At 61.8% G+C, this 19,958-nt stretch carries 29 protein-coding genes; 8 read left to right on the forward strand and 21 right to left on the reverse strand.

All coding sequences use genetic code 11. From position 1 onward, the window contains the following. Positions 1-62: 62 nt before the first annotated feature. Positions 63-2,480 (forward strand): endopeptidase La, encoded by a 2,418-nt coding sequence (gene lon, locus JWZ97_RS19345; protein WP_205434818.1) that lies wholly within the window; start codon positions 63-65, stop codon positions 2,478-2,480. Between the two features lie 238 nt (positions 2,481-2,718). Further along, positions 2,719-3,252, forward strand: coding sequence for a flavodoxin (locus tag JWZ97_RS19350; RefSeq protein WP_205434819.1), 534 nt, complete (start codon positions 2,719-2,721; stop codon positions 3,250-3,252). Positions 3,253-3,351: 99 nt separating this feature from the next. Here JWZ97_RS19350 and JWZ97_RS19355 read toward each other — a convergent pair whose 3' ends face one another. The 5 genes from JWZ97_RS19355 to JWZ97_RS19370 all read right to left on the reverse strand — a co-directional run bounded on the left by JWZ97_RS19355 (position 3,352) and on the right by JWZ97_RS19370 (position 5,179). Then, entirely contained in the window at positions 3,352-3,594 is a 243-nt protein-coding gene (locus JWZ97_RS19355; protein WP_205434820.1) for a DUF2442 domain-containing protein, read from the reverse strand. Positions 3,595-3,597: 3 nt separating this feature from the next. Next, positions 3,598-3,813, reverse strand: coding sequence for a DUF4160 domain-containing protein (locus JWZ97_RS19360; protein WP_371822634.1), 216 nt, complete (start codon positions 3,811-3,813; stop codon positions 3,598-3,600). A gap of 31 nt (positions 3,814-3,844) precedes the next feature. Beyond that, positions 3,845-4,216: an AbrB/MazE/SpoVT family DNA-binding domain-containing protein gene (locus tag JWZ97_RS20410; RefSeq protein ID WP_371822635.1), complete on the reverse strand. Its 372-nt coding sequence runs from the start codon at positions 4,214-4,216 to the stop codon at positions 3,845-3,847. A 39-nt stretch (positions 4,217-4,255) separates the two neighbouring features. Continuing rightward, positions 4,256-4,579: a hypothetical protein gene (locus JWZ97_RS19365; RefSeq protein WP_205434822.1), complete on the reverse strand. Its 324-nt coding sequence runs from the start codon at positions 4,577-4,579 to the stop codon at positions 4,256-4,258. A gap of 183 nt (positions 4,580-4,762) precedes the next feature. Continuing rightward, positions 4,763-5,179: a hypothetical protein gene (locus tag JWZ97_RS19370; protein ID WP_205434823.1), complete on the reverse strand. Its 417-nt coding sequence runs from the start codon at positions 5,177-5,179 to the stop codon at positions 4,763-4,765. 152 nt (positions 5,180-5,331) lie between these two features. Here JWZ97_RS19370 and JWZ97_RS19375 point away from each other — a divergent pair, with 152 nt between their 5' ends. The 6 genes from JWZ97_RS19375 (at position 5,332) to JWZ97_RS19400 (ending at position 10,360) form a co-directional block, all read left to right on the forward strand. After that, positions 5,332-5,583, forward strand: coding sequence for a type II toxin-antitoxin system Phd/YefM family antitoxin (locus JWZ97_RS19375; RefSeq protein ID WP_205434824.1), 252 nt, complete (start codon positions 5,332-5,334; stop codon positions 5,581-5,583). Continuing rightward, positions 5,580-5,834: a Txe/YoeB family addiction module toxin gene (locus JWZ97_RS19380; RefSeq protein ID WP_205434825.1), complete on the forward strand. Its 255-nt coding sequence runs from the start codon at positions 5,580-5,582 to the stop codon at positions 5,832-5,834. The genes JWZ97_RS19375 and JWZ97_RS19380 overlap by 4 nt, the downstream gene beginning before the upstream one ends. Before the next feature lie 398 nt (positions 5,835-6,232). Continuing rightward, positions 6,233-7,828 carry an FAD-dependent oxidoreductase gene (locus JWZ97_RS19385; RefSeq protein ID WP_205434826.1) on the forward strand — a complete coding sequence of 532 codons (1,596 nt, stop codon included), beginning with the start codon at positions 6,233-6,235 and terminating at the stop codon, positions 7,826-7,828. 29 nt (positions 7,829-7,857) lie between these two features. Next, positions 7,858-8,973 (forward strand): molybdenum ABC transporter ATP-binding protein, encoded by a 1,116-nt coding sequence (locus JWZ97_RS19390; RefSeq protein ID WP_205434827.1) that lies wholly within the window; start codon positions 7,858-7,860, stop codon positions 8,971-8,973. Between the two features lie 39 nt (positions 8,974-9,012). Next, positions 9,013-9,324, forward strand: a complete 312-nt coding sequence (locus JWZ97_RS19395) for a hypothetical protein (RefSeq protein WP_205434828.1) — start codon at positions 9,013-9,015, stop codon at positions 9,322-9,324. Positions 9,325-9,616: 292 nt separating this feature from the next. After that, on the forward strand, positions 9,617-10,360 hold the full coding sequence (locus JWZ97_RS19400; RefSeq protein ID WP_205434829.1) for a YkgJ family cysteine cluster protein: 744 nt from the start codon (positions 9,617-9,619) through the stop codon (positions 10,358-10,360). Positions 10,361-10,425: 65 nt separating this feature from the next. Here JWZ97_RS19400 and JWZ97_RS19405 read toward each other — a convergent pair whose 3' ends face one another. The 16 genes from JWZ97_RS19405 to nifB all read right to left on the reverse strand — a co-directional run bounded on the left by JWZ97_RS19405 (position 10,426) and on the right by nifB (position 19,637). Further along, positions 10,426-10,695, reverse strand: a complete 270-nt coding sequence (locus JWZ97_RS19405; RefSeq protein WP_205434830.1) for a BolA family transcriptional regulator — start codon at positions 10,693-10,695, stop codon at positions 10,426-10,428. Positions 10,696-10,708: 13 nt separating this feature from the next. Then, on the reverse strand, positions 10,709-11,551 hold the full coding sequence (locus tag JWZ97_RS19410) for an SIR2 family protein (RefSeq protein ID WP_205434831.1): 843 nt from the start codon (positions 11,549-11,551) through the stop codon (positions 10,709-10,711). Continuing rightward, positions 11,548-11,829 carry a hypothetical protein gene (locus JWZ97_RS19415; protein WP_205434832.1) on the reverse strand — a complete coding sequence of 94 codons (282 nt, stop codon included), beginning with the start codon at positions 11,827-11,829 and terminating at the stop codon, positions 11,548-11,550. Before JWZ97_RS19415 ends, JWZ97_RS19410 begins: the two co-directional genes overlap by 4 nt. Positions 11,830-11,842: 13 nt before the next feature. Further along, positions 11,843-12,175 (reverse strand): 2Fe-2S iron-sulfur cluster-binding protein, encoded by a 333-nt coding sequence (locus JWZ97_RS19420; protein WP_205434833.1) that lies wholly within the window; start codon positions 12,173-12,175, stop codon positions 11,843-11,845. Between the two features lie 11 nt (positions 12,176-12,186). Further along, entirely contained in the window at positions 12,187-13,338 is a 1,152-nt protein-coding gene (locus JWZ97_RS19425) for a DegT/DnrJ/EryC1/StrS aminotransferase family protein (RefSeq protein ID WP_205434834.1), read from the reverse strand. Between the two features lie 8 nt (positions 13,339-13,346). Then, the gene (locus JWZ97_RS19430) at positions 13,347-13,610 is read right to left on the reverse strand and encodes a hypothetical protein (RefSeq protein WP_205434835.1); all 264 of its coding nucleotides are present in this window, start codon (positions 13,608-13,610) and stop codon (positions 13,347-13,349) included. A 2-nt stretch (positions 13,611-13,612) separates the two neighbouring features. Beyond that, a complete protein-coding gene (gene nifT / locus JWZ97_RS19435) occupies positions 13,613-13,825 on the reverse strand; it encodes a putative nitrogen fixation protein NifT (protein WP_205434836.1) in 213 nt (70 codons plus the stop codon). A gap of 43 nt (positions 13,826-13,868) precedes the next feature. Further along, positions 13,869-15,020 (reverse strand): cysteine desulfurase family protein, encoded by a 1,152-nt coding sequence (locus JWZ97_RS19440; protein WP_205434837.1) that lies wholly within the window; start codon positions 15,018-15,020, stop codon positions 13,869-13,871. Further along, positions 15,017-15,364, reverse strand: a complete 348-nt coding sequence (locus tag JWZ97_RS19445; protein ID WP_205434838.1) for a DUF3024 domain-containing protein — start codon at positions 15,362-15,364, stop codon at positions 15,017-15,019. The genes JWZ97_RS19440 and JWZ97_RS19445 overlap by 4 nt, the downstream gene beginning before the upstream one ends. Positions 15,365-15,464: 100 nt before the next feature. Then, a complete protein-coding gene (locus tag JWZ97_RS19450; RefSeq protein ID WP_205434839.1) occupies positions 15,465-15,734 on the reverse strand; it encodes a nitrogen fixation protein NifZ in 270 nt (89 codons plus the stop codon). Beyond that, complete coding sequence (locus JWZ97_RS19455; protein WP_205434840.1) at positions 15,731-16,054, reverse strand: nitrogen fixation protein NifZ; 324 nt, start codon at positions 16,052-16,054, stop codon at positions 15,731-15,733. The genes JWZ97_RS19450 and JWZ97_RS19455 overlap by 4 nt, the downstream gene beginning before the upstream one ends. Positions 16,055-16,074: 20 nt before the next feature. After that, positions 16,075-16,866, reverse strand: a complete 792-nt coding sequence (locus tag JWZ97_RS19460; RefSeq protein WP_205434841.1) for a 4Fe4S-binding leucine-rich repeat protein — start codon at positions 16,864-16,866, stop codon at positions 16,075-16,077. Beyond that, positions 16,847-17,350: a hypothetical protein gene (locus JWZ97_RS19465; protein WP_205434842.1), complete on the reverse strand. Its 504-nt coding sequence runs from the start codon at positions 17,348-17,350 to the stop codon at positions 16,847-16,849. Before JWZ97_RS19465 ends, JWZ97_RS19460 begins: the two co-directional genes overlap by 20 nt. 105 nt (positions 17,351-17,455) lie before the next feature. Further along, on the reverse strand, positions 17,456-17,833 hold the full coding sequence (locus tag JWZ97_RS19470; RefSeq protein WP_205434843.1) for an iron-sulfur cluster assembly accessory protein: 378 nt from the start codon (positions 17,831-17,833) through the stop codon (positions 17,456-17,458). 9 nt (positions 17,834-17,842) lie between these two features. Continuing rightward, the gene (locus JWZ97_RS19475; RefSeq protein ID WP_205434844.1) at positions 17,843-18,067 is read right to left on the reverse strand and encodes a 4Fe-4S binding protein; all 225 of its coding nucleotides are present in this window, start codon (positions 18,065-18,067) and stop codon (positions 17,843-17,845) included. Between the two features lie 73 nt (positions 18,068-18,140). Then, complete coding sequence (gene nifB / locus JWZ97_RS19480; protein ID WP_240342620.1) at positions 18,141-19,637, reverse strand: nitrogenase cofactor biosynthesis protein NifB; 1,497 nt, start codon at positions 19,635-19,637, stop codon at positions 18,141-18,143. Positions 19,638-19,958: the final 321 nt, after the last annotated feature.

The raw sequence follows: 19,958 nt of genomic DNA on the forward strand, positions 1-19,958 counted from the left end.
GGGGCGTGGAGGACCTCTGTGCGTGTACCGACACTTACCGTTGACTAACGAAGGCTCCCATCATGACGACCGAAATGCTCGAAACCGTAAAACTGGAAGACAGGCAGGTTCCGGTATTGCCGCTGCGCGATGTGGTGGTTTATCCGCACATGGTGATGCCGCTGTTCATCGGCCGGGACAAGTCGATCGAAGCCCTGGATCAGGCCATGCTGCGCGACAAGCAAATCCTGCTGGTGGCGCAGAAAAACGCCGAGCTCGACGATCCCGGCTTCGACGATTTGTTCGAGGTCGGCACCCTGTCGAACATTCGTCAATTGCTCAAGCTGCCGGACGGCACCGTCAAGCTGCTGGTCGAAGGCGGCCAGCGCTGCAAGGTGCTGAGCTACACCCTGGCCGGCAAGCATTATGTGGCCGAAGTGGAGCCGCTCGCCGACGTCGTGAGCCGCGGCGAGCAGGAGATGGAGGCCTTGACGCGCGCGGCCGCCAACGCCTTCGACCAGTACGTGAAGCTGGACAAGCGCACCTCGCCGGAAGTGCTGAATGCCCTGGCGGGCATCGATGATCCCGCCCGCCTGGCGGACACCATCGCCACCCATCTGAACGCCAAGATCGAGGAAAAACAGGCGGTCCTGGCTTTGGACGACGTCGCGGCCCGTCTGGAAAAACTGATCTCGCTGATGGAAGGTGAGGCCGATCTGCTGGAGATGGAAAAGCGCATCCGCGGCCGGGTCAAGGACCAGATGAGCAAGAACCAGCGCGAGTATTACCTCAACGAGCAGATGAAGGCGATCCAGAAAGAACTGGGGGACATGGAAGAGGTGCCGAACGAGTTCGAGGAGCTGGCCCGCAAGGTGGAAAAGGCCGGCATGCCCAAGGCCGCGCGCGCCAAGGCCGAGGTGGAGCTGAACAAGCTCAGGCAGATGTCGCCCATGTCGGCGGAAGCCACGGTGGTGCGCAACTACATCGACTGGATGGTCAATGTGCCCTGGAAGAAGCGCACGCGGGTCAGCCTCGATTTGAAGAAGGCCGCCGAGCTGCTGGAAGCCGAGCATTACGGCCTGGACAAGGTCAAGGAACGCATCCTGGAATATCTGGCCGTGCAGCAGCGGGTGAAGAGCATGAAAGGCCCCATCCTCTGCCTGGTCGGCCCGCCCGGCGTGGGCAAGACCTCGCTCGGCCAGTCCATCGCCCGCGCCACCAACCGCAAATACGTGCGCATGGCCTTGGGCGGCGTGCGTGACGAGGCCGAGATCCGCGGCCATCGGCGCACCTACATCGGTGCTTTGCCCGGCAAGATCCTGCAGAACCTGGCCAAGGTGAAGACCCGCAATCCCATGTTCATGCTGGACGAAATCGACAAGATGGCCATGGACTTCCGCGGCGATCCGGCCTCGGCCCTGCTGGAAGTGCTGGACCCGGCGCAGAACCACACCTTCAACGACCATTATCTGGAGGTCGATTTCGACCTGTCGGAGGTCATGTTCATCGCCACCGCCAACACCCTGGACATCCCGCCGGCCCTGCTCGACCGCATGGAGGTCATTCGCCTCGCCGGCTATACCGAAGACGAAAAGATCAACATCGCCCTGCGCTATCTGATCCCCAAGCAGATCAAGAACAACGGCTTGAAGGACAAGGAGATCCAGATCACCGAATCGGCGGTGCGCGACGTCATCCGCTTCTACACCCGCGAGGCCGGCGTGCGCAGCCTGGAACGCGAGATCGCCAAGATCTGCCGCAAGGTGGTCAAGAGCCTGGTGCTCAAACCCAGCACCAAGAAGGTCCTGGTCACCCACCGCAATCTGGAGAACTTCCTCGGCGTGCAGCGCTACCGCTACGGCCGCGCGGAGGAGAACGACCAGGTCGGCCAGGTCACGGGGCTGGCCTGGACCGAGGTCGGCGGCGAATTGCTGACCATCGAGGCCGCCATCATGCCGGGTACCGGCAAGCAGACCTATACCGGCAAGCTGGGCGAGGTCATGCAGGAATCGATACGCACGGCGGTGACGGTGGCGCGCACCCGTTCCGAAGAGCTGGGCATCGCGCCCACCTTCTACCAGAAGGACGACGTGCACATCCACGTGCCCGAGGGCGCCACACCCAAGGACGGTCCCAGCGCCGGCATCGGCATGTGCACCGCCCTGGTTTCCGCGCTGACCAAGATCCCCGTGCGCTCCGACGTGGCTATGACCGGCGAGATCACCCTGAGGGGCGAAGTCCTGCCCATAGGCGGCTTGAAGGAAAAGCTGCTGGCCGCCCACCGCGGCGGGATCGAGACCGTGCTTATTCCTAAGGAAAACGAGAAGGACTTGGCCGAGATCCCCAAGAACGTCAAGCAGGATCTGCGCATCGTCCCGGTCCGCTGGATCGACGAGGTGCTCAACATCGCCCTGCAGCGCAAGCCCGAGCCCCTGGCCGCGCCGCTGCCGGTCGAGGCGGAAAGTGCCAGTGCTCATGGAGGCGCGATTACCGCGCATTGAGCCCATAGGTCTTGTGGGAGCGGGCCAAAGCCCGCTCCCACAGTGATGATTGGGATTGTCAGGCAGGCCCATGCCTGGGTATCTCGCGGAGCGGCAGGAGCTTTAAGTTACCGACTTCGGAAAATGGTTTTTGCTGTGCAATGAGTGTGAGCCAATACCCCTGTAATACGTGTGCGTATTGCCGTGGTCTTGGCGGGTTGTTTATGGTCGATATTCTTAAATTCAATGAGGAAAAAATATGGCTAAAGTAGGTATTTTCTTCGGTTCCGATACCGGTAACACGCGTCGCGTCGCCAAATCCATCGCCAAGAAGCTGGGCGATGCCGCCGACGCGCCGGTCGACGTCAAGAAAGCCAGCGTCGACGACGTGCTCAAATACGACTCCCTGATCCTGGGCACCCCGACTTTGGGCGATGGCGAGCTGCCGGGCCTGGACGCCGGCGCCAGCGACGAGAGCTGGGCCGAATTCCTGCCCAAGCTGAAGGGCAAGGATTTCAGCGGCAAGACGGTGGCCCTGTTCGGTTTGGGCGATCAGGAAGGCTACGGCCACGAGTTCGTCGACGCGCTGATCTTCCTGTACGACCTGGTCATCGAGAACGGCGGCAAGGTGGTCGGCTTCTGGCCCACCGACGGTTATACCTTCGAGAAGTCCAATGCTACCGTCGATGACCAGTTCGTCGGCCTGGTGATCGACCACGAAAACCAGAGCGAGCAGACCGACGAGCGCCTCGACACCTGGCTGGAACAGATCAAGCCGGCCCTGGGCGTTTGATTTCCCCATTTAAACCCTCTCCCTTTGGGAGAGGGTTGGGTGAGGGCGACTAAAAACACGCTAGGGTCGGGTTACGCCGAAAATACGGCTAACCCCTATTCAAGCGGCCACTTGATGATGCTCGTCGGTAGCGAAGCTATAGAGGGTCTTGGGCTCGATATCGACGGCGCCCTCCATAAACTCCAAACATCCCCATTCCGCATCTATGCGTGCGGTATTCACGTCGCTTGGCTGTACGAATTGGCCTATCAGTTTCTCCAGGTCGATTTCCTTGCTTTCTCCGTTTTCGAATACCAGAAGAAAACGGTATCCATCGTGACGCTCGAAATGTTTTAGTTTCATGACTTACTCCAGTGGCGCTACAGGATGGAATTTCTGCGTATCCCAGATTTCTATCAATTCATCTTGATGGATTTCCGCCCATTCCCGGACTAGCTGCCTGCATTTCCTGGGCACATGGCCTTCGATGATATTAAGGTTTTGCAATTCCATAACCGCCTGATACTCGCCATATTTGATATGGATATGGCGCGGCGGATGTTCATGATCGATCAAGAACATACGGATGACGATCCCATAAAATCTGCATAACTCAGGCATGGTTTATATGGGTTGCTTCATTGGGCAAGGACGTGCGGCGTGTTGCAATAACGGGTGACGATGTCTTTGACCTTGGCCATCTTCTCTCTTCGAGGCTCGGATCATAGGGCGAGATCAAACACCCTCCGTCAGGAGACTCGATTAGAAACAGTGGCTGGCCCTCTCCGGTATGAAGGCGGTTGATGATCTCCTTCGGGAGGACGACTCCGAGGGAGTTGCCGCATTTTCTGACTTTGAGCTCGACCATGACACACCTCCAGCTGTTTTTACGATTGTAAGAACTCATAGCCGGCCTTAGTAGGCCGGAATGAGCTTCGCGAATTCCAGCAGGCACATGGTAAACGCTGGAATTCCCGTTGGTCATTCAAGCTTGCCTCGCTGCAAATCAGATTTGCTCAGGAAGTCATTCGCGATACTCCAAGATTGCATAACTTTGGGAGGCTACCTTGAGCAAGGCCACAATGAGATGGCCGTTTAGCGTGAGGTAACTGGGTAGCGTGCGGTCCTTTCCATTGAAGCGGAGTTGGTAGTACTCTCCATAACCAGCTTGACCATGATAGATGTCAGCTTCAAACCTTTCGCCGCGCGGTAAAACGACTACAACATGTCTGTGGTCAAGACTAGCAGCAGGGAGTTCGCTATACGGAAGCTGGCTTTTGGGGATGGTGATGGGATGCCCACTACCCTCCAAAAAGGACTTGTTTACCGCAAACTCGAAGGTAGACATAAGGACTCCTGAAAACTCTAACGGAGGTGTAGAAAACTCTACATTGCGGCGCCCCTAACAATTTCATATCTATGGCGCAAGGCTGGAATGAGCTTCGCGAGTTCCTGCAATCACGTGGCAATGCCGGGATTCCTGTTGGTCATTCCAGCCTACTGTGCTGTCCTGCCATAGTGCGTTTGCGCCCTACCGCGTGAGATGAAAACCGGCATCGGTGAGAGCCTTTTTCACGGCGTTGATCTGCCCGATAGTCGCGCCATTTTCGCGCGCGAAGCTGACAGCTTTTTCACGCATCGATGCCAAAGCCACCTTGTCATTTTTTGGCGGAAGTGGCCACGAGCGAGAGGCGCCATCCTGAAACTCAACATGGAGCTGCTCGTTTCTAATATAGGAACTCATGCGCTGAGTCGCGAACGAACGGCGCGGCGAAGATACCGCGCTTCGTGTGCGCGGTTCTGGCATGGATGGAGCAGGGCAGTCTGAGCTGTTGGTGTTGGGTGGAATATGGAATACCCGACGGAGCACATCATCTTCTGATTCGCCGAATTTGCCGAGCTCGGCAATTGCTTTCCAGACGGGTTCTGAGACTGTGATGTTTCGCATGGAAGACCTCCAGGTGACGTAGCGAGCCCACTAATAGTAGTATATCTACTTCGTTTATCAAGTGTAGATTTTATCTACCCGACTTGGCGTCTTGCTTGCGCTGCCGCAGTCCTTGCGCTGTACAATAAAACGTACATATCCGGAGCCCCATTATGGATGCCATCACCTACTCTGCCGCGCGCGCCAACCTGGCCAATACCATGGACCGGGTGTGCGAGGACCATGAACCGCTCATCATCACCCGCAACGGCCAACGGTCCGTGGTGATGCTTTCCCTGGAGGACTACCAGGCCCTGGAAGAAACGGCCTACCTCCTGCGCAGTCCCGCCAACGCCAAGCGGCTGTTGGCAGCGGCGGCGCAGCTTGCCGCCGGCAAAGGCACGGAGCGAGAGCTGGCCGAGTGAGGTTGATCTTCGCGGAAGCGGCCTGGGAGGACTACCTCTACTGGCAGCAGCACGACCGGCGGATGGTCGAGCGCATCAACAAGCTCATCCGTGAGACACAACGGGAGCCCTACGCCGGCATAGGCAAGCCGGAGCCGTTGAAGCATGCCCTGGCGGGCTTTTGGTCTCGTCGAATTACCGACGAACACCGTATGGTCTACAGAGTCGAGGGCGACGCCCTCTTGCTGGCTCAGCTGCGCTACCACTACTGAAAAAGATCGTAAGGCGGAACCGGCTTTATCGGGTTCCGCCGAATGGGAAACGGTCCACGACGCCGGATGTCCGCACAAACTCGTGCGATCGGTGTCAGGCAACGCCCGATTGGAGCTTAGGCGGATCGCCCTGCCGGGCATCCACCCTACGATGCTGCAATCGTCGTCGGGTAGCAAACCCGACAAAAGCGGGCCCGCACGGCTCGAATGTTGCGAAGGCGCCAGATCTCGGCGGATCGCCTGGCGGCATCCGCCCTGCGACGACACGGCGAAAACCTGGCCCATCTAGTTGAAATGACGGGATTTATAGGCCGGATCCCGCGCGTCCGCCGGGCCCGTTTCGGCGCTGGAACGAAGCTTGCTCGCATGATGGAAGATACCTCCGGGAGGACTCAGTCATGCTAGATACGGCAATCGTCGGCGCGGGCCTGTGCGGCTTGACGCTGGCCCATCATCTCCAGGCGCAGGGGCGCGATTTTGCTCTGTTCGAGGCGCGCGGCCGGCTCGGCGGGCGCATCCTTACGGCAAACAGCGAGGTGGCCGGCGTGGCGCTGGATTTGGGGCCAACCTGGTTCTGGCCGGACACCCAGCCGCGCATCACCCGGCTGGTAGCCGATCTCGGCTTGCACAGTTTTCCCCAGCACGACACCGGCGAGGTCTTGAATCTGGTCGATCACGACAAGCAGCCGGATGTGCTCAACCGGCCCCATCTGCACGGCGGCGCCCGCCGGGTCGAGGGCGGCATGGGTGCGCTGGTGGCGGCGCTGAGCCAGGGCCTGCCGGCCGAGTCTTTGCGCTTGAACCACGTGCTCAGCGCGGTGGAGGACCGGGGCGATCATGTCGTCCTGCGTTTCCAGTACGGCGAGGAAACCGTCGAGGTCCAGGCCCGCCGCGCGGTGCTGGCGCTGCCGCCGCGTCTAGTGGAAGAGAAAGTGCAATTCCAGCCGCCGCTGGACGGGCAGGTCCGCGAGGCGATGCGCGAGACCTATACCTGGATGGCGGATCAGGCCAAGGCGCTGGTGGCCTACGCGCGGCCGTTCTGGCGCAGCGCCGGGCATTCCGGCAACGCATTCGTCCATCACGAACACGTGGTGCTCGGCGAGATCTTCGACGCCTGCAACGAAGACGGCAGCAAGGCGGCGCTGGGCGGATTCTTCTCCCTGCCGCCGGAATTGCGCACCTCGCTGAGCAAAGGCATGTCCATGCTGGTGTCCAGCCAGATGGTCCAGGTCTTCGGCACCGACGCCGAGGGCGGCGAACAGCATGTGCAGGACTGGGCCAGCGAGCCCTATACCTGCAGCAGCCGGGATTCGATTCCGCCGGACAGCCATCCGGAATACGGCCATCCCAGCCTGCGTCTGCCGCAGTGGGGCGGCCGGCTGCACTTCGGCGGATCGGAAACCGCCAGTTACGGCGGTGGCTACCTGGAAGGGGCCTTGGAAGCCGCCGCGCGCATCCAGCGTGCCGTGAGCCAGGCGCCAACGGTGACCCGGCTGGAGCCGCGCACGCTCACCACGCAGAACGAGACCAGCCTGGCCCGTTTCGGCGAGTGGGTCGGTGCGCAGCGCGGCGAAATCCTCGAGCGCTATCGCAAGCAACTGCACCGCAAACTGGCCGCCCAGTACAAGGAGCAGATCACCCAGCGAGCGGTGCTCGATGCGATGGAGCAAGTCTACAGCGAAGCTTTGGCGCTGCTGGAAACCCTGCCTTTCGACGCAAGCGCGGAAGGCATCTTCCAGGGCCGGGCCGAACTGACGCCCAAGGTGTTGGCGCCTTTCATCGGCTTCAACAAGACCTTGCTCGACGAGGTCGTGGTTCACAACCGCACTTCCTGCGCGCTGTCCAATTTCCCGGACGAGCACAAGGTTTCCCCGGAATACCTCGAAACCATCGCGCGCGATCTGGCCGCCGCCTGGCGTGAATTCGCCCTGGGCGTCAACACCCTGCTGCTAGCGAAGGCTCAGGGAATTTCCGCGGTCGCGACGGCGGCCTGACCCCAACCCGGCACGACGAGGCGAGCAGCATGTTGGAAATGGACGTGAAACTGAGCCTGGACCGGTTCAACCTGTCAGCGACGCTGGCGCTCGACAGCCCGATGACGGCATTTTTCGGCCCGGCGGGTGCGGGCAAGAGCACCCTGCTCGGCATGATCGCCGGCACCGTGCATCCCCAGCGCGGCTGGATCAAATTCGGCGGCGAAATCCTGTTCGATACCCGCTCGGGCATACGCGTGCCCTCCGGCCGCCGCCGCGTCGGCTTGGTAAGCCGGGATCCGACGATCTACCCGCGCTATGAGGTAAAGGCTCATCTGCAGGACGCCTACGCGCAGTCGCCCGACCGGGAAGCTTGCCGCTTCGACGAAATCGTCCATCTGCTGGATCTGGAATCGCTGCTGGACTGCCATTCCCAGCAATTATCCGTGGACGAGAAGCGGCGGGTCGCCGTGGCGCATGCCTTGATGGCCGCGCCCCGCCTGCTGTTGGTGGACGACCAGCCCAACGCGGCGGATTACGCCCGTTCCGCCCGGATACTGCCTTATCTCACCCGGGTACGGGACGAGCTGAACATACCGGTGATCTATGTCAGCTACACCCTGGGCGACATATTGCAGCTCACCGACCACATGGTCCTGATAGCCAACGGGCAGGTACTCGGGGTCGGCGACGTGCACGACATCATAGCCGACCGGCTGCTGTGGGCGAGTTCGGCACTGCGGGGCATCGAGAACATCCTGCCGGTCAGCATCCTCGACCACGAACCCGAAAACGGCTGCACCCTGGCCTATTACTACGGCACCGAACTGGTCTTGCCGATCGCCCCGCATCTGCCCAGGAACGCGGCCACGCAGATCGCCGTCCGTTCCAGCGACATCGCCTTGTCCAGACATTACCTCACCGGCACGTCCATCCAGAACCAGATCAAGGGCCGGGTGTGCGCCATCATCCGCGCGGCGGACCATGCCGTGGTGCAGATCGACTGCGGCAACACCCTGCTGGCCGGCGTCTCGCTGCGCGGTCTGAAAGACATGGATCTGCAGGAAGGCGACAAGGTTTACTGTCTGATCAAGAGCCACGCGTTTTCCTACGTCGCCGAAACCGTGCCGGCGTCCCTGTCGCTGGGTTCGCAGACCCGGCACTGAACAGATGTTTAGCGATTTCTTACCCACCGGAACATCATCATGAGTACATACATCAAAACCACCGCCGATGGACGCAAAGTGGAAGTCGTCGGCCAGACCATCTGTCTGGACGGCAAGAAAGAAGCGGACTACCTGGTGCCCGTCGCCGAGCATCCCAATCGTGAAGCCATCGTGCAGGCCGTGCCCGAAGCCACCCACGTGGCCGGCCGCCTGCCGCTGACAGCGGCCGAAGCGGCGCTCGCCGCCGAGGCGCTGGAAGCGGGGCGACTCGCCTACGAGACCAGCCCCAGAGGCCTGGCCGAGCGCATGCGCACCGCGCAGAACCAAGCGCTGGCGAATCGGGACGGCTGAGCCGGCCGGCGGAAGCGGGCTTGCGCGAAGATCGAGCGGCTATCCACAAATCCAGTGGATGGCCTTGTGGATAACTGTGTGGATTGCCAGAGCTGGCGGGGGATCACGCGGGATGGGCGATTTTTGGCCAGCATTCCGGAACCTATCTAGGCACGGGAACCAGCCTGAAGTGTCGTTTTAAGCTTTTCGAGGAAGCGATCCCGAGGGCGGAAATGGAGGCCGTCCCTTGGGCGTTCGGTGCGGTCTTGATACCATACGTTTATTGTGGAAATAGGCGTAGGGCAAACCGGCTATGGCGGAGCAAGACGATTTCGGACCGTTGGCTTTCTTCAAGGCGCAGCAGCAGGCCTTCGCCGAAACCCTGAATAAACGACGCGACAACGGCGGTCTGGTCGATGGCTTGTTGATGCAGGCTTACGACAGCTTCGAGCGCAACGTGGAAATCCAGGCGGAAGGCACGCCGGAACCGGCCTGCCACAAGGGATGCGCAACTTGCTGCACCCTGCGGGTCACCGCCACGGCGCCAGAGGTGCTGATGATAGGCCGCTATGTCCGCTGGAGCGCGGACAAACTCAGTCCGGCGAACATCGACCTGGCCGGACGGATCGCCGAGGCCGACGACAAAACCCGGGGCCTGGATGAAGCGCAGCGGGTGAAGCTGAGGCTGCGCTGCCCCTATATCCATAACGGCGTTTGCCTGATCTACCTGGTGCGGCCGCTGGCCTGCCGCGGCCACGTTTCCTACGACGTGCGTGCCTGCGTGGAAGCCGCCGCCGGACGCGCCGACGAAGTGCCTTATTCCGTACCCCACATGACGGTGCGCAGCCTGGTGCAGAACGCCCTGCAATCGGCTCTGCGGGATGCCGGTTTGGCGTTCGGCCTCTACGAACTCAACCAGGCCGTGCGCATGGCTCTCGAAGACGCGCGCTGCGAGCGCGCCTGGCTGGCGGGCGAGGACGTGTTCGCGCCCGCGGCGGTCGGCGAGCTGAGCATCGAGGAAATGACCCGCACCTACGACGCCATTCACGCGATGTGAAGCCGGATGGATGGCGGATCGCCCTGGCGGGCATCCGCCCTACATGCTTACATGTCCATCTGAAATCATGCGGATTCGCCTGGGCTCAAGGCCTTGATGCCCAGGGCGTGGATGTGATCCGGCATCATCTCTTTCAGCGCACCATAGACCATGCGGTGGCGCTCGACGGTCGAGCGTCCTTCGAACTGCCCGGAACGGATGGTCACGAAGAAATGACCGCCGCCGTCATGTTGATGTCCGGCATGGGAGCGGCTGTCGTCGACGATATCCAGGTGATCGGGCTGGAAGGCCCGTTCCAGATAGCTCCGGATGCGGCTGGTTCTGTCCTCCGTCATCGTCTTATCCCGTTCAGGCCGCTTGCAGGGCGAGTTCGCCGCCGAGCAATTGCTGTGCGAATTCACCCAGCGGGACGTCGATGCGGCGGATGTTCTGCTCCGCGAGGAAGCGCAACTCGTTGCGGGTGGGTTCTTCGGTCAGCACCGCCCAATGCAGATCGGACGAACGTTTCATGATCTGGCGCGCATAGGTGCGTTCCAGCTGGTTGCGGAAACGGCAGCCGAGGAACAGGAAGTTACGGCCGGTGCGTATTTCCTTGACCCGCTCCGGTATCGGCGTCTGGATGTCGATTTCCGTCAGCACTTCCACATAGTCCGAGTCGGACAGGATGAAATTGCTGGCCGGCGCGATGGAGCCCAGCGGCTTGTACAGCAGGGTCTTCCAGCCGGCGGCCTCGGTTTCTTCCGCGGCGCTGCCGTCGGCATGGAAATAGTGCACCCATTGGTTGAAATGCTCCGAGCGGCTGACGCCCTGGACCTGCCCGAAATCGCTGCGTCCGGCCAGGGCCGCGGCCATGCTGGCGTCGTACCAGACGTCCACGATCAAGGGCAGGGGCAGCGTGGCGAGAAAGCGATGCAGCGCCGTCGGCTCGGGCGGGGCGGCGAAGGCTTCGTTCAACAGCCCGACCAGGGTCTTGCGGTGTTTGAAGTTCTCGATGTACTGGCCGGCAGCGGTCAGGTTCTTGCGGATCTTGTGCGGCACCGTGACCTTGGCGGTGATGAGCTCCACCAGGGTGTCCGGGGCGCTGGGCACGGCCGTGCTGCCGTCCAGGCCCAGCACCGCCGGTCCCAGATAAGGGATGACCTGTCCGGCCGTCAGGCCTTCCAGGATGGACGCGGGATCGTAGGTCGTCATGCGGCGAGCTCCTTCAGAAAGGCGGCCTTGAGGGCGTCGACTTCGGGGCGCGGGATGCGGAACAGGCCGCGGCCGCCGGCCAGCGCCTGGTAACGGTTGAGGGTGTTATGGCTCAAGTATTTGAACCAGGCCTGCGCGGCCGCGCCTTGCGGACGCTCGCCGATCAGCGCCACGGTGCCGTCCGGGTTAAAACTGACGTGGATCAGGGATTCGACCACTTTGCCCTCGGCAGCCGTTGCGGGGACTTCGGCGACAACTTCTTCTACTGCTGTACTCATGACACACCTCCAGTTAATGATTGACCAACTCGATTGTTACCTCATGTCGGCCCAGGACCGCCTGGCACGACAGCCTGGACTGAGATTGCTCTCCGCCGATTTGCGCGATCCGTTCGCGTTCGTCCTTGCGCGCCTTCGACAATCCCCGCCCTCCGTGCAACACCATCACGTGGCAGACACCGCAGCGGGCATGCCCGCCGCAACGCCGGGGGAGTTCGGCGCCCGTCAGCAGCACCGCGTCCACTAAACGGGTGCCGCTCACCATTTCCACGGTCTTGCCCGCGGGCAAGACCGTGACCCAGGTCTTTGCGTTACGCCGAATACCGGTGCGCAGGTAACTGGCCATCGGTCCGGCTCTCAGAGATAAATCGCCGCGCCCGCCCCCACGTTGATCGAGGCATCTTTGGCCGTTTTCACGATGAAGCCGATCTGATCCTCGCTGAGATGGCAGTGGAACGGCAGGGCGATCGCGCGGTCGGCCAGCTTCTCGGTCACGAAATAATCGCCCTTGCGATAGCCCAGGGCGCCGTAATGGCTTTGCCGGTGCAGCGGAAAGCTGAAGGCCGCCGCCTCGATCTGCTCGGTTCCCAAATCCTGCAGGATGGCGTCGCGGCTGGATTTGGAGAAACGGGTGCCGAGATGCACCAGGTAGACCATCCAGTGGATCTCATCCACCTCGGGCGCCATGTAGGCCGGCTTGATGCCTTCGAAGGACTGCATGTGGCCGTCGTAGTAGTCTTCCACGTCCTTGCGCCGGTCCAGGATCTCGTCCAGGCGTTGCAACTGGGTCAGGCCCAGCGCGGCGTTGAGTTCGCTCATTTCCGCCCGGTAGGGAGGAAAGCCGCCGAGCACCACCGACTGCCGTTCTTCGGGACGGCGGGCGCGGTAGGCCTTGAGCTTGCCGGCCAGATCGTCGTCGTCGGTGACCACCATGCCGCCTTCGCCGGCCGTCAGAGCGCTCGGCTGGCTGAAGTCGAAGATGGCGCAATCACCGAATGTGCCCACCAGTTTTTCCTGATAGCGCGAGCCTATGGCCTCGCTGGAATCCTCGATGAGGAGCAAGCCGTGCTTGCTCGCCAATTCGCGCAGCGGCCCCCACATCGCCGGATGGCCGTTGACGTTGCTGGCGATGATGGCCTTGGTCTTCTCGGTGATGCCGGCCGCCGCTTTTTCCGGCGCCAGGGTGCAGGACCAGTAATCGATGTCGGCGAACACTGGCAATGCGCCGGCCAGGGTGATGCCGTGCAGGGTTTCGCGGAAACCGAAGGGCGGCGCGATCACTTCGTCGCCGGGCCCTATGCCATAGGCCTTGAGCGCCATCGTCAGCCCCAGGGTGGCGCTGCTCACGGCGATCGCGTGCTTGCGTCCCAGATACTGGGCGAAAGCGGCTTCGAACTCCTCGACCACGGGACCGGCGGACAGGCGCGGCGATTTCAACACGTTCTCCACCGCCTCCAGTTCGGCGAGGCTGATGTCCGGGTCCGAAAGCAGTATGCTGGGCTGGCTCATGGGGACTCCTAGCGCTTCTCGGCGAGTATCAGGCCGGTCGCGGCTTCTGGTTGGGTGGTGATACGCACGCAATGCTCCGAGGTATCGATGAGGTAAACCGCGAAGCCCGCGGTTTCCAGGATCGGCGTCTCGGTATCCATGTCGCCGGCGTCGCAGCGCGTCAGCGACAGGCCGGGAAAGGCCTTGCGCAGGTTCGCGACCCGTTCGGCGGACGATCCTTCGCCTTCGAGCAGGCCGCGGATTTCATCGAGCGCATTCGTCGCGATCGCCATAATCAGTCTTCGCTCAGCTTGCGGGCGTCGACGGTGATCGGCAGGGTCGTGCCCTCGGCCATCTCCGGTAGAGATAACTGCCAGCCGTTCGCCAGCGTGACGGTACCGCCCCACAGATCCGGATTTTCCTGGGAGACGATGGGCTCCTCCAGGTCTTTCTTGGGAACATAAACGGACAGTACTCCGGCGTTATCTTTACGGATCATGACCTTCATAAGGACTCCAGTGGTTGATAAAACTTAGGGTTGGGATTCGGGTTCAGGCCGCTTCCGCCAGGGCCGTCTGCACGATGCTCGGCAGCAGGCGGATCACGCGGTCGATTTCGGCCGCGGTGTTGTAGCGGCCGAGTGAAAAACGGATGGTCGAAAGGGCGGCTTCGGCCGTCAGGCCCATGGCCAGCAGCACATGGGACGCCTCGGTGCCGCCCGCGCTGCAGGCCGCGCCCGCCGAGGCGCAGACGCCGGCCTTGTCGAGCTTGTCCAGCACGATCTCGGCTTCGATGCCGCCCAGATTGAGGCTGGAAGTTCCCGCCAGCCGCGGGGCGCCGGCGCCGGTGATGGACGATCCCGGCAAGGCCGCCAACAGCCCGCTTTCCAGGCGGTCGCGCAAGCCGGCGACCTGGGCTTCGTCGGTCTGCAAGCCGGCAGCGGCCAGTTCGGCGGCGACGCCCAGCCCGACGATGCCCGGCACGTTTTCCGTGCTGCCGCGCCGTCCGCGCTCCTGATGGCCGAACAACAGCGGCGGGATCTTGCGCCCCTTGCGCACGAACAAGGCACCGACGCCTTTGGGTCCATGGAGCTTGTGACCGGACAGCGAGAGGAAATCCAGCGGCACCTGCTTGAGATCGATGGGCAACTTGCCGGCCGCCTGCACCGCATCCGAGTGGATCAGCACGCCCTTGGCCGCGGCCAGGGCGGCGGCCTCGGCGATGGGGAACAACACGCCGGTTTCGTTGTTGGCCCACATCAGGCTCACCAGGGCGGTATCTGCCGTGATGGCACTATCCAGCTCGGCGAGATCCAGCCGGCCGTCCTTGTCCACCGGCAGGTAAACCACGTCCAGGTCTTGGCTGGAGGCCAGATGTTCCAGCAGCAAGAGCGTGGCCGGATGCTCGACCTGGCTGGTCACCATGCGCCGCTTGCCCGGCGCCAGGGCCAGAGCGCCCAATATCGCCTGGTGGATCGCCTCGGTGCCGCCGCTGGTGAACACGATCTCGGCCGGCGAGGCGCCCAGCAAAGCCGCTACCTGGGCCCGGGCGGCCAGGGTCTGGCTCTTGGCGGCTTCCCCGGACGCGTGCTTGCTGGACGGGTTGCCGTAAAAATCCCGCAGACTTGCCGTCATCGCCGCGATGCATTCCGGGGCGACGGCCGTGGTCGCGTTGTTGTCCAGGTAGATCAATGCGTCGCTCATTGCCAGAATCGCCTGTCCGGGTCTTGGTTCAGGAGGTCCAGGATAACCGGCAGGGATGGATATTCGCCGTGCCGTATCCAATGACCGATTTCGTGATCCTTGTGGTAGAGCCACCAGCAGCGCCGGTCGTTGTCGAACTCCAGCTTGGCGATATCGATGACCCCGCCTTCCGGGTCGATGTTGCGCGAACAGCAGGAGCTCTGTATCAGATAGCCGTTTTCGTAAGGCTGCACCTCGGGCGTAACGTAGCGATAGCGCTTGCGCTGCTCCAGCGCGCGTTCTATGCGTTTACGGTCCAGTTCGTTCGGATGCGGATTCACAGAACCCGCCAGCGTCCCGTTCATGCCCTCGATACCCTCCGCTCTTGACTGGGGGCCGCGGCTAGCCGCGAGGAAAGCGAGTGCCATCTTCACACCGTCGTCACGGTCCGGGTTGGCCGGGATTTCAAAGCAGGCCGGCGACCGTTTCCAGCTTGCGTTCGGAACGCAACTCCTCCTCGAAACAGCCGATCACGTAACCGCCGGGGAATTCCACCAAATAGATGGGAACCTGGGATTCTTCGTGATAACCAACCTGGACGATCTCGCCTTCGCTGCCGGCGGCGACCAGCAAGGCCTCCGGCTCGTGATCGGGATAGCTGCCGTCGTTGAAGATGTCGGCCTCGGTCGCAACCTTCTGGCCCCACTGATAAATCGGTGTGCGTGCTTCTATCATGCAACGGCCTCGCTCTCGGGTTTGGTGGTTTCCTTGGGCGGCGGTGGATTGTCGACGGATTCGATTTCCCGTCCCTTCATGCCGACGGCATAGCCGCGATCCGGGAAATCCACGGCGTAGATGTAGAACTGCTGCAGATAGGTGTTGATGCTCTTGATGTAGCCGATCTCGCCTTTCTTGACCAGAACCTCGCCGATCTCCGCCCCGGTGAAGGTGCCGTCGTTGCGCACCACCTTCTTCGATTTCACCTTTTCGCCGAAGTTGTATTTCGGCGGATCGTTCAATTCCATGCTATCGCTGTCGCGACTGATGTCACCCATGGTCGTACCCTCGCTAATCGTTAAGAGGCTTTCGGTAATCCGTTTTCCTTGCATTGCCCGGCGAAACGCTGGGCAACCAGCTCATGAACCGCCGGATCCGGGTCGGCGCGCATGGGCTCGAGTTCCGCCACATCGAGCCGGCTGGCGACTTCGTAGCGCACCTGCCAGTCCGGGTCCTTGATGAGCTGTTTCAGTTGTCCCGGATCCATGCGCCGCACCGCCGCCAGGCGGACATTGGTCTCCCTGTCGTTGGCCATGGCCGGCAGCCATTCCCCGCTCACGCGCTGGGCCACGACCTTGCGCACTTCCGGGTCGATGTCGTGCATCATCTTCACCAGCATGCCCTGGGGCAGCCGGCGCGCCACGATCTGCCGGACGAAATAATCCGGGTCGTCGATCAGGCCGATCAGCTCGCGCGCTTCCAGCCGTTCCGCCACCCGGATGCGCACTTCGCGGTGCGGATCGCGCAGCAGGGACTTGAAGTGTTTCGAGTTCACCGGCAAACGCTGCGCCACGCTCTGCCGCACGGTTTCGTCCGCATCGCCGAGCAAACGCGGCAGGAAAAACAGTTCCACATGTTTGGCCGCCACCGCGCGCGTCTCGAAATAAGGATGTTCGAGATAATCTTTCGCCAGCTGCGGATTCCAGCGAAAGAAGCGGTCTATGCGCCGCGCATAGCGGTCGTGCGCGCAGGCGTGGCCGAGACGGCAGTGGCCTTCTTCCCGCAAGGCGCGGCGCTCGCAGACGGCACAATCCAGCGGCTTGCCCTGCCAGTCGCACGCGTCCTCGATGTCAGTCCTCGTCGTCCCCATTGGCCTGCCTGTCGAGGACATTCAACAAAACCTTGGCGCCGACCTTGTCCGTGGGATCCAGTTCCAGCAGTTTTTCTATCGCGGCCCGGCCTTCTTCCAGATCGCCCAGCCGCATCTGCAGATAGGCGTAGCCTTTCAACGTGAACAGGAAAAACCGCGGCAGGATGGCGGCGAAATTGCTGAAATCCGCGGCCTCGGGGCTAGCCTCGCGCCAGTTCGGCGACAGGCCGTTGTCGACGGCGGCTTTGGCCAGGCATTCCGTACCGACGGCCAGGGCTTCGGCCAAACGGTTCTTGTAGAAATAAAACCGGTATTTGCCGATGTAGACCGCCGCGTGACCCGGTGCGATATCCCAGGCGGCCTGCAGGTGCGCCAAGGCCACCTCATCCTGGTGATAGTTCTGCCCGGCCAGACGCAAATGCTCCTCGGCCTCGGGCGGCAAGCCCACGCCCAAACATTCCGCGACACGCTCTTCGTCCGTCAAAGCAGAAGTCGCGTAGCGAACACCTGGATCTCCCTCCGGGAGATGGCCGGGGTGAGGGAGCGCGTTCTGTCTTGCCGCCGAACCTTGTGTCATAACCCCACCCGCTCAGGCGCTCTTGATGGGTATGGAAGAAATCGAAACCGCCACTTCGGCCGGCGGCGGGGCGCTGGTCCCGCAGGTGCCGCAACCGGCCGCCTTGGGATCGACGAACACCAGACCGCTCTGCAGCGGGGTGTCCTTGAAATCCATGGTGACGCCTTGCAGCAGCAAGCGGCTTTCCGCCGGCAGGAACAGCTTCAGGCCGTCGATGACGACCACCGCGTCGCCGGCCAGGGGCTCGGCTTCCACGCTGAATTCTGAGGCCAGTCCGGAGCAGCCGCCAGGACTGACCGAGAGGCGGAAGCCGGCGCCTTCGCCGGCCCCACCGAAGCGCACCATGCGCTGTATGAATTTTGCCGCGCTGGGAGTAATCGTTAGATCCATAAAGTTCTCCTATGCCGCTTCGTATCGCGGGTAATTGAGGTCAATGATGCAGGTCTCTTCGATCGGGCAGACGGCGACGCACTGCGGCTCGTCGTGGTGTCCGATACATTCCGTACATAAAGCGGGATCGATGACGAACAGCCCGCCTTTCGCTTCCGAGATGGCTTGATTGGGACACTCCGGTTCGCAAGCGCAACATCCCGTGCAGTTATCCTCGACGATTGTGTAAGCCATATTTCACCTCTGCACAGTTTGCCCGCCCCCGGGACTGTCCCGAACCGGGGGCGAACGGATCTGATCGACGGCGTCAGGCCGCGATCAAGGCACCTTGGCGTATCTCCGCATCGCCTTTGACGACGTGTTCGATTTCGCCGCTGGAGACCTTGTCGAGATACTCCTTGAAGTAGGCGATTGCGGACTGCTCGATGAACTGATTGGCGTATTGATCGACCGGGTCGATACCCGCCGCCTTCAGGTCGTTCTTCGGGCAACCGCCGATCTTGGCCACGAACACCGCATGGCAGTCGTTGATGGCGCGGATCACGGTGGCCAGCGCGTCTTCCTCGCCGTAGCCGCCCTGACAATACAGGTCGACGCGGCGGTGGCCGACGAACTTGGCGCCTTCGGTGCTGAGCTCGTAGATCTGGAACTCGGTGGCGTGGCCGAAATGCTCGTTGACCTTGCCGCTGCCCTTGGTGGCGACCGCGATCAGCATCTTGATGTCGGAGTGCGCGCCCGCCAGGGTCTGCAGCTCTTCCTGCCGGGCAGCGACCACCGCTTGACGCTCTTTCTCCACCGCTTCCTGGTAAGCCTTGCGCGACTCCAGGTCGTAGGTGACTTCCATCGCTTCGATCTTGTCGGTGGTGAACTCGGCGCTGCGGTCTTCGCCCAACAGGCCCACCGCGTCGGCGCGGCACTGGCGGCAATGGCGCATCATGTTCATCTCGCCTTCGCAGCTATCCTGCAGCGCCTTGAGCTCTTGCGCCGTGGGGCCGCGCTGGCCGGTCAGGCCGAATACCGTGCCGTGTTCCGGCGCGGAGATCAGCGGCATGATGTTGTGCAGGAAGGCGCCGCGCGACTTCACCGCCTTGTTCACCTCGACCAGGTGCTGGTCGTTGATGCCGGGGATCATCACCGAGTTGATCTTCGACAGGATGCCGCGCTCGGTCAGCATTTCCAGGCCTTGCAACTGACGATCGGTGAGGATCTTGGCCGCTTCGATGCCGGTATAGCGCTTCTTGTTGTAGTACACCCAGGGGTAGATCTTGGCGCCCACCTCGGGATCGACCATGTTGATGGTGATGGTGACGTGGTCGATGTTGTACTGCGACAGACGCTCCACGTGATCGGGCAGGGTCAGGCCGTTGGTGGACACGCACAGCTTGATGTCCGGCGCGGTCTTGGCGATCAGCTCGAAGGTCTTGAAGGTCTTTTCCGGATTGGCCAGCGGATCGCCGGGACCGGCGATGCCCAGCACGGTCATCTGCGGGATGGTGGAAGCTACGGCCAGCACCTTCTTGGCGGCCTGTTCCGGGGTCAGCTTTTCGCTGACGACGCCGGGACGGCTTTCGTTGGCGCAGTCGTATTTGCGATTGCAGTAGTTGCACTGGATGTTGCAGGCTGGGGCCACCGCGACGTGCATGCGCGCGTAGTGGTGATGCGCTTCTTCGCTGTAACAGGGATGATTCTTGACCTTGTCCCAGATTTCCTGGGGCAGATCGTTCTCGCCCGCACCGGTGCCGCAACTCGCTTTTCCGGAACCGCCGGAGGTGCCGCAACCTTTGTGTTCGGCGACCTTCTGCATGATTTCGTCCACCGACTCGCCGGCGGCAACATTGGCGGCCCCCGCCTCTGTCTCGTTGTGTACTGTTTGCATCGCTTGCTCCTAGGTTTGTTTATTCGTCTCTGTGGCGTTCCGCCCGGCTCATCGTCCCCGTTGGCCGTCCCTTAGCCGGAGTAACGAAAAGCGGAACATCGATAGAGATCAACGATGCTGTCAATGCAAAGCGCATACCACCCGATAATATTCAATGGACTCAATTACATACCTAATCGTTAAGGTATTGCCAGACTGTCCGGAGCGGCACAAAGAGGCGGTATTTGTAGGAGTTTGTTGGGAATGCGA

Origin of the sequence: Methylococcus sp. EFPC2 (genome assembly GCF_016925495.1) — a bacterium.
Taxonomy (GTDB): domain Bacteria; phylum Pseudomonadota; class Gammaproteobacteria; order Methylococcales; family Methylococcaceae; genus EFPC2.